The sequence below is a fragment of the Pseudanabaena sp. SR411 genome (assembly GCF_002251945.1).
Taxonomy (GTDB): domain Bacteria; phylum Cyanobacteriota; class Cyanobacteriia; order Pseudanabaenales; family Pseudanabaenaceae; genus Pseudanabaena.
In genome coordinates this window covers 1-6,497 of the sequence record NZ_NDHW01000217.1, presented here as the reverse complement: position 1 = coordinate 6,497, position 6,497 = coordinate 1, and the positions used below count along the sequence as shown (strand labels likewise).

The following is a 6,497-nucleotide window of genomic DNA, read 5'->3' as shown; positions in this document are numbered from 1 at the left end:
TTTTACATCACTTACCTATTGGCAAAACATTAGGAGATATCACTAATCAGCTAGAGCAGTTTTTTGAATCCAGTCAATTTCTCTCAAAAATACAATTACGAAAAACACTGGATTTTATCTTTTCATTAATTCACTGATCTTATAGCGGGAAGGGAGTAAGAAGCTTTATCAATGCTTCTATGTTTGGGTAATAGAAATTTGATCATTTAAAAGTCTGGTCAAAAACTTCAGAACTTTAGACAACGCTAATGCGAGAATTCATCTTTGCTTTATCAGGTTTATGCTTAAGCTCCTTGCTAAAGCTTCCTAAGATGCCAAATGGGTTCTATAGCCAGTAACGATCTTATTTAACGTTGATGAGCATCCTTTTCTTTTTAGGACTACCTACAAATTTAATTATGTTTCTTCAGTGCCAAATCCACAAGCCGATCGCATAATTCTGTAAAAGGAATACCAGAGTACTCCCATAATTTTGGATACATACTTAACGATGTAAATCCGGGGAAAGTATTGATTTCATTAATTAAAACCGTTCCCGTCGCTTCTACATAGAAGAAATCGACTCTGGCTAAACCTGAACCTGCCACAGTTTGGAATGCTTTCACCGCCATTGACTGCACTGCTTGAGTTACGTTGTCAGGTAACTTGCTAGGAATAATCAGATCTGCCATCCCTGCCGTGTACTTGGTTTCGTAGTCGTAAAAATCACTTGTGAAAGTAATCTCACCGATCGCTGAAGCTTGGGGTTGCTCATTACCGAGAACAGCACATTCAATTTCACGGGCAGTCACACCTTGCTCAATGATAATGCGCGGATCGTAGCTGGTAGCGCTAGCGATCGCCTCTTGTAACTGTTGGCGATCGCGTACTTTGGAAATTCCTACTGATGAGCCAAGATTAGATGGTTTCACAAAGCAGGGATAACCAAGGGTAGCTTCAATATGTTCGCTCCATGCTTGTTCGTCCTGTTGCCATTGCCAACGATTTAAAGCTACATATTTGACCTGAGGCAAACCTGCATTCGCAAAAATCGCCTTCATCGCGATCTTATCCATTCCCACCGATGACGCAAGTACCCCATTACCGACATAGGGCTTATGCATCAATTGTAATAGCCCCTGCACCGTTCCATCTTCCCCATTTGGTCCATGCAAAACAGGGAACCAAAGATCAATTTGTTGAACTTCCGTTGGCAAGAAAAAAGCCGCATTAGTTAATAATTCTGAATCTTGTAAACCTTTGCCAGAGTCCAGAACCTGTTGCGATATATCTGGACTGCGCCATGTCCCATCGCGCTGAATGTAGAAGGGTTGAACCTTGTATCGAGAGTTTTGATTGAGAGCTGAGGCGATCGCTTTTGCCGATGTAATTGACACATCATGTTCGCCTGATTGTCCACCAAATAACAAACCGACATAAAGAGGGGATTTTGCTTTCAAATCTATCGATATACCTGTCATTAGTAAACACCCTCGTCAAATTGATCTCAAACTTTTAGTATTGAATACTTTACCTTAAAGTTCTGAAGTATAACTATGGTAAGTAATTTTAGAAATCAAAATAGGGTGGTGGCGGCTTTGCGCTACCACCCTATTTTGATAGATCACGCAAATTCACGAAAGTATCGTCACACTTTCGTGAATTACAAATCAAATCCAGTAAGGCTTTTAAAGCACAAAATGGCATAGCCATTTGTGTTTTGCTACTAATGCTAAAGCAATATCTAAGCTTGATCTGAGAGGCTCATTTCTTTGTATTGATCTATACAGAAACTTCTTTTCTACTCACCTTAAATACAAATTAGTTTTGTATACAGTATACATTTTAACTCTACAGGGCAATAATGCTTCATACCTTTCAGAAACAGTTAAATAGAATTCTCCTTATTGCCGTCTCAACAGCTTTGCTTGCTGCTTGTAATTCTGCGCCACCAACTGCAAGCACAACTTCTGGAGACAAGACTGCTGCTCCTACTACTGCGTCATCTCCCCAAGCTGGTAGTACGGACAAAAAGGAAAAACAAAAGATTCGTGTACAACTACCTTTTTTGAAACAAAGTCTTGATGCACCTCTGATTTGGGCGATCGAAAAGGGTTACTTTGCTGAAGAAGGGTTGGATGTCAGTTATGAACGCGGTTTTGGTAACGCTGACACGATCAGTAAACTCGGTACTGGCAAGTATGATATGGCTTTTAGCGATGTCTACAATGCGATGGAATTCAATGACAAGAATCCTAACGACAAGATTCTTGCGGTAGCCTTTTATCAAAACAAGGCTCCATTCTCCATTGTCACTTTCAAGGCAAATGGAATTAAAACTCCTGCGGAACTAGTTGGCAAAAAACTCGGTGCGCCCGCAGGTGATGGACCACGCAAGCTTTTTCCACTTTTTGCTAAAGAAGTAAAGATTGCTCCTGATTCAGTTACTTGGGACACCATGGAGCCGAAACTGCGTGAGACTTTCCTGTTACAGGGTAAGGTCGATGCAGTCAGTGGTTTCTATACTTCAGTTATTCCTTCCTTGATCAAGGGTGGGAAAACAATGGATGACATCCAAATCTTCTTCTATGATGAATATGGTTTGGATTTCTATGGTAATGGAATTTTGGTTAAGCAAGATTTCATGACCAAAAATCCTGAAGCAATTAAATCATTCCTCAAAGCTTATTTTCGTGGAATGCAAGAAGTTGTCAAAGATCCCAGTGCTGCACTTGATCTAGTTGTTTCTACGGATCAAAGCAAGCTGATGGATCGAGATGCGGAGAAACTTCGGCTGAAATTGGCGATCGAACGCATGTACGTGACTCCAGAAGTCGAAGCGGCTGGTTTTGGCGGAGCGGATATGAAGCGCTTAGAAAAGAGCATTGCTCAAACGGTTGAAGGTTTTAATCTGAAGCCTGCTACTGCGGCTGATCTATTCACAGATAAATTTCTACCTCCTAAAGAGCAACGGATGGTTCCTCCTGCTAGCGATCGCAAACCATTGCTTTAAACACAACCAAATAATTCAAAAAGATTGGCTGCACCAATCTTTTTGAATTATTTGGGGATGGATATACAAATTCCCCTACTCAATCAAATGGCACAACTAAAATGGTACAGCCTCTAACCTCTGCATCCACTGAAACCGATGTTCCTTCTATGCCCTTGCTAGAATTTGATCGCATTGGTTTGGAATATCCATTTGGCGAATCGATGCGTCGAATTATTCAGGAAGTATCGCTAAGCGTTCAGCCTGGAGAGTTTGTCACCTTTGTAGGTCCAAGTGGATGTGGCAAAACCTCGATTTTGAGAATGGTTTCAGGATTGAGTCCAACCAAAATTGGTGAGTTAAGATGTCACGGACAAGCTGTGACCAAGCCACTTAAAAATGTGGGTATCGCTTTCCAAAATCCTGTGTTGCTGCCTTGGCGACGCACAATTGATAATGTTTTATTGCCACTAGAAATAGTGTCTCCCTACAAGCGAGACTTTAAGGTTAATCATGCTCGTTATTTAGAGATGGCGCAAAAACTCCTGCAAGCAGTAGGTTTAAAGGATTTTCAGCAGCAATTCCCTTGGCAACTATCAGGCGGAATGCGTCAGCGAGCTTCTCTTTGTCGCTCCTTGATTCACCAGCCTGAGATTTTGCTATTAGATGAACCCTTTGGCGCACTAGATGCCTTTACCCGTGAAGAAATGTGGGTAATGCTGCAAACCCTCTGGATGGAGGCAAAGTGCGTGGGTATTCTGATTACTCACGATTTGCGTGAGGCAGTATTTCTATCCGATACAGTCTATGTGATGAGTCCTAGACCGAGTGAGATTGCCTTCAAGCTAAAGATTGATTTACCTCGTCCGCGAACCTTAGAGATGTGCCTCAGTGACGACTTCGCGCATCTCGCCGCTGAGTTGCGTCGCCATATTCATAAGAGCTAAACAAATAATCTGGCGAAGCCAGATTATTTGTTGTTACAAGTTTTTGCAGTTAGTAATGAGGAAAATATATGCAAGGAACTATTGAGAGTGCAAGGCGATCGCCTAAAAAGTTTGACTTTGATGCTTTTTTGAACACGAAATTGGCGACGGTTATTTTGCCAGCGATCGCTACAGTTTTACTATTTATCCTCTGGGAATTCGCCGTTTGGGCTTTAAAGATTCAACCTTTTAATTTACCTGCACCATCTGACATTCTTAAAGCAGCAATTAAGTTTGCTCCCCAGCTAATGGAAAACTCTTTACGTACAGTTTGGACAACTTTTGCGGGTTTTGCGATCGCTAGCTTAGTTGGGGTAGTTCTGGGTTTTCTGATTGGTTACTCCAAATTCATTTACTTAACTTTCTATCCATTGCTAGTTGCTTTTAATACAATTCCTAAATCTGCACTAGTACCACTGCTAGCAGTCTGGTTTGGGGCTAATGCCATTCCTGCGATCGTTACTGCTTTTTTACTGGCTTTCTTCCCGATCGCGGTTAACGTCGCTCTGGGATTAGAAACGATTGAGCCTGAAATGAAGGATGTTTTATACGCTTTGGGCGCATCTGATTTTGAGATTTTCCAAAAGGTGGGTTGGCCGCATACATTGCCCTATGTATTCGCCTCTCTCAAAATTGCTGTTTCTTTTTCCTTTATTGGCGCTGTAATTGCGGAATCAATCGCGTCTAATGCAGGTTTAGGTTATCTGATCGTCCAAGCAGCTTCTGACTTTAATGTACCTCTAGCTTTTGCAGCACTGATTGCGCTTGCAATTTTAGGTGTAATGCTCTATGCCTTATTCGTTGCCATAGAAAAGAAAGTCATTTACTGGGCAAGATAATCTTCTAGTAAATAAGCATAAAAAAAGCGGCGCAATGCGCCGCTTTTTTTATGCTTATTTAGGTTTTGGCAACCATGCCCAATGGCAGTAATTGGGGTGTAAGTGGTCTTTTGGCTCATGACTTTCGAGCGCATTTTCAGATATTTGGCGATCGCGATAATCGCTATACCTTTGTTGTTGTTGACTTTCACGAGAAGCTTTCATTTTTTTAGCCCACAAATTAACTTTTATATTTGTATTATAAACTACAAAAAGCTCAATGAAATAAAAAATATCACCAAATGATGACATTTTTTATTTCATCTTGGGATAGCCTCAGCCAGAATTAGTGGTGCGGAAGGGAGTATGTAGGCGATCAATATTTTGGGGATTTGTTAGCGATCAGCAAATGATAGGATCTCGAAATGCTCGATAACATCATTAATTACAAACCCAAACCCATAAAATTGCGCCACTGCGGGGCGCAATTTTATGGGTTTGGGTAATTATTCTGAACAGGTACTTAAGAGTAAATTTCCAGATTAATCATCATCAAAGATATATTTATCTAATACTTAGATTAATTATGACTATTGCAACTTCCAACTCTAGCCCCAAAATCGGACTAGCCTCGCGTTTAGTAAATGGTATTTTAGCGATCGCGCCTTTATTTAACATAGCTAAGCAACGCGCCCGTAACATGATGATCGAACGAGCCGAGTCGATGGGTGTAAACTGGCGACAAATTGCTGCTGATTTGCAAAAACAAAATCTTGATGCAGAATTAGATCAAGTTCAAAATCCAAATTTAAAATATCCCGAATATTACCTCAAGCCTTTCCATGCCTATGAAGAAGGCAATCTGGGCTGGTTGCCAGCAACCGAAGTGGAATCTGCCGCTTATGCCGTCCACTCTCGGATCTGGAAAGATGAAACCCCTCCAATTGAAGGTGATGCGAGGTTGCGCCAGAGCTATTTTGATATTGTCAAAGAAAAGATTCCCACTCAGCCTCAGGATATTCTCGATATCGGTTGCAGCGTGGGCATGAGTACTTTCGCGCTCCATAACTCTTATCCCCAAGCAAAAATTACGGGGTTAGATTTGTCGCCGTATTTTCTCGCGATCGCTAATTACAACACCCGCACCAAACATCCTGAATTAGCCAAAAATGGGCAAGTGAAATGGATTCATGCCACTGCCGAACAAACGGGATTACCTGATAATTCCTTCGATTTTGTTTCCTGTTTCCTGATATTTCATGAGTTACCTCAAGATGCAATACGCCAAATTTTGCGTGAGCTGCGCCGTGTTTTGCGTCCTAATGGTTACTTCACTCTCATGGATATGAATCCCTCTTCCGATATCTATGTGAAGATGCCTCCCTATATTTTGACTCTGCTCAAAAGTACGGAACCCTATCTTGATCAATACTTCTCCTTTGATCTAGCTTCCGAATTAGTCGCCGCAGGTTTTGAACCTCCTACTATTATTGCGAATACTCCGCGTCACCGTACTGTAATTGCTAAAGTAGCTGACAGCAATTAACAATCAAACGAACCACAAGAGATTCTTTAAAAGTGTTGCTAAGCAACACTTTTAAACCCACATTCCGATCTCCAAAGAAGATCAAAATAATTAGGGGTAGTTTTCAAAGGTTGCAAAAGCTGATAGAATGCAAGGAAAAAGCCCAAAAGCAAGAAAAACCCTTGCATCAATAAAAT

At 41.2% G+C, this 6,497-nt stretch carries 6 protein-coding genes; 4 read left to right on the top strand and 2 right to left on the bottom strand.

Annotation, left to right across the window (positions count from 1 at the left end):
* Positions 1–392: 392 nt before the first annotated feature.
* On the bottom strand, positions 393–1,460 hold the full coding sequence (locus tag B9G53_RS23285; RefSeq protein WP_094535831.1) for a D-alanine--D-alanine ligase family protein: 1,068 nt from the start codon (positions 1,458–1,460) through the stop codon (positions 393–395).
* A gap of 383 nt (positions 1,461–1,843) precedes the next feature.
* On the opposite strand from B9G53_RS23285, the gene B9G53_RS23280 reads away from it, so the two are divergent.
* From B9G53_RS23280 to B9G53_RS23270, 3 genes are all read left to right on the top strand, one after another.
* Complete coding sequence (locus B9G53_RS23280; RefSeq protein ID WP_094535830.1) at positions 1,844–2,992, top strand: ABC transporter substrate-binding protein; 1,149 nt, start codon at positions 1,844–1,846, stop codon at positions 2,990–2,992.
* 101 nt (positions 2,993–3,093) lie between these two features.
* A complete protein-coding gene (locus B9G53_RS23275) occupies positions 3,094–3,918 on the top strand; it encodes an ABC transporter ATP-binding protein (protein WP_094535829.1) in 825 nt (274 codons plus the stop codon).
* Between the two features lie 68 nt (positions 3,919–3,986).
* Positions 3,987–4,796, top strand: a complete 810-nt coding sequence (locus tag B9G53_RS23270; RefSeq protein ID WP_094535828.1) for an ABC transporter permease — start codon at positions 3,987–3,989, stop codon at positions 4,794–4,796.
* Between the two features lie 54 nt (positions 4,797–4,850).
* On the opposite strand, the gene B9G53_RS27655 is transcribed toward B9G53_RS23270, so the two are convergent.
* Positions 4,851–5,000, bottom strand: coding sequence for a hypothetical protein (locus B9G53_RS27655; RefSeq protein WP_176453328.1), 150 nt, complete (start codon positions 4,998–5,000; stop codon positions 4,851–4,853).
* Positions 5,001–5,361: 361 nt separating this feature from the next.
* On the opposite strand from B9G53_RS27655, the gene B9G53_RS23260 reads away from it, so the two are divergent.
* Positions 5,362–6,321, top strand: a complete 960-nt coding sequence (locus B9G53_RS23260; protein ID WP_094535826.1) for a class I SAM-dependent methyltransferase — start codon at positions 5,362–5,364, stop codon at positions 6,319–6,321.
* Positions 6,322–6,497 lie beyond the last annotated feature (176 nt).

What these genes read in the sequence shown, in the direction of transcription:
- B9G53_RS23285 (WP_094535831.1), bottom strand. Translation starts at nt 1,460, where the DNA reads ATGACAGGTATATCGATAGATTTGAAAGCAAAATCCCCTCTTTATGTC.
- B9G53_RS23280 (WP_094535830.1), top strand. Translation starts at nt 1,844, where the DNA reads ATGCTTCATACCTTTCAGAAACAGTTAAATAGAATTCTCCTTATTGCC.
- B9G53_RS23275 (WP_094535829.1), top strand. Translation starts at nt 3,094, where the DNA reads ATGGTACAGCCTCTAACCTCTGCATCCACTGAAACCGATGTTCCTTCT.
- B9G53_RS23270 (WP_094535828.1), top strand. Translation starts at nt 3,987, where the DNA reads ATGCAAGGAACTATTGAGAGTGCAAGGCGATCGCCTAAAAAGTTTGAC.
- B9G53_RS27655 (WP_176453328.1), bottom strand. Translation starts at nt 5,000, where the DNA reads ATGAAAGCTTCTCGTGAAAGTCAACAACAACAAAGGTATAGCGATTAT.
- B9G53_RS23260 (WP_094535826.1), top strand. Translation starts at nt 5,362, where the DNA reads ATGACTATTGCAACTTCCAACTCTAGCCCCAAAATCGGACTAGCCTCG.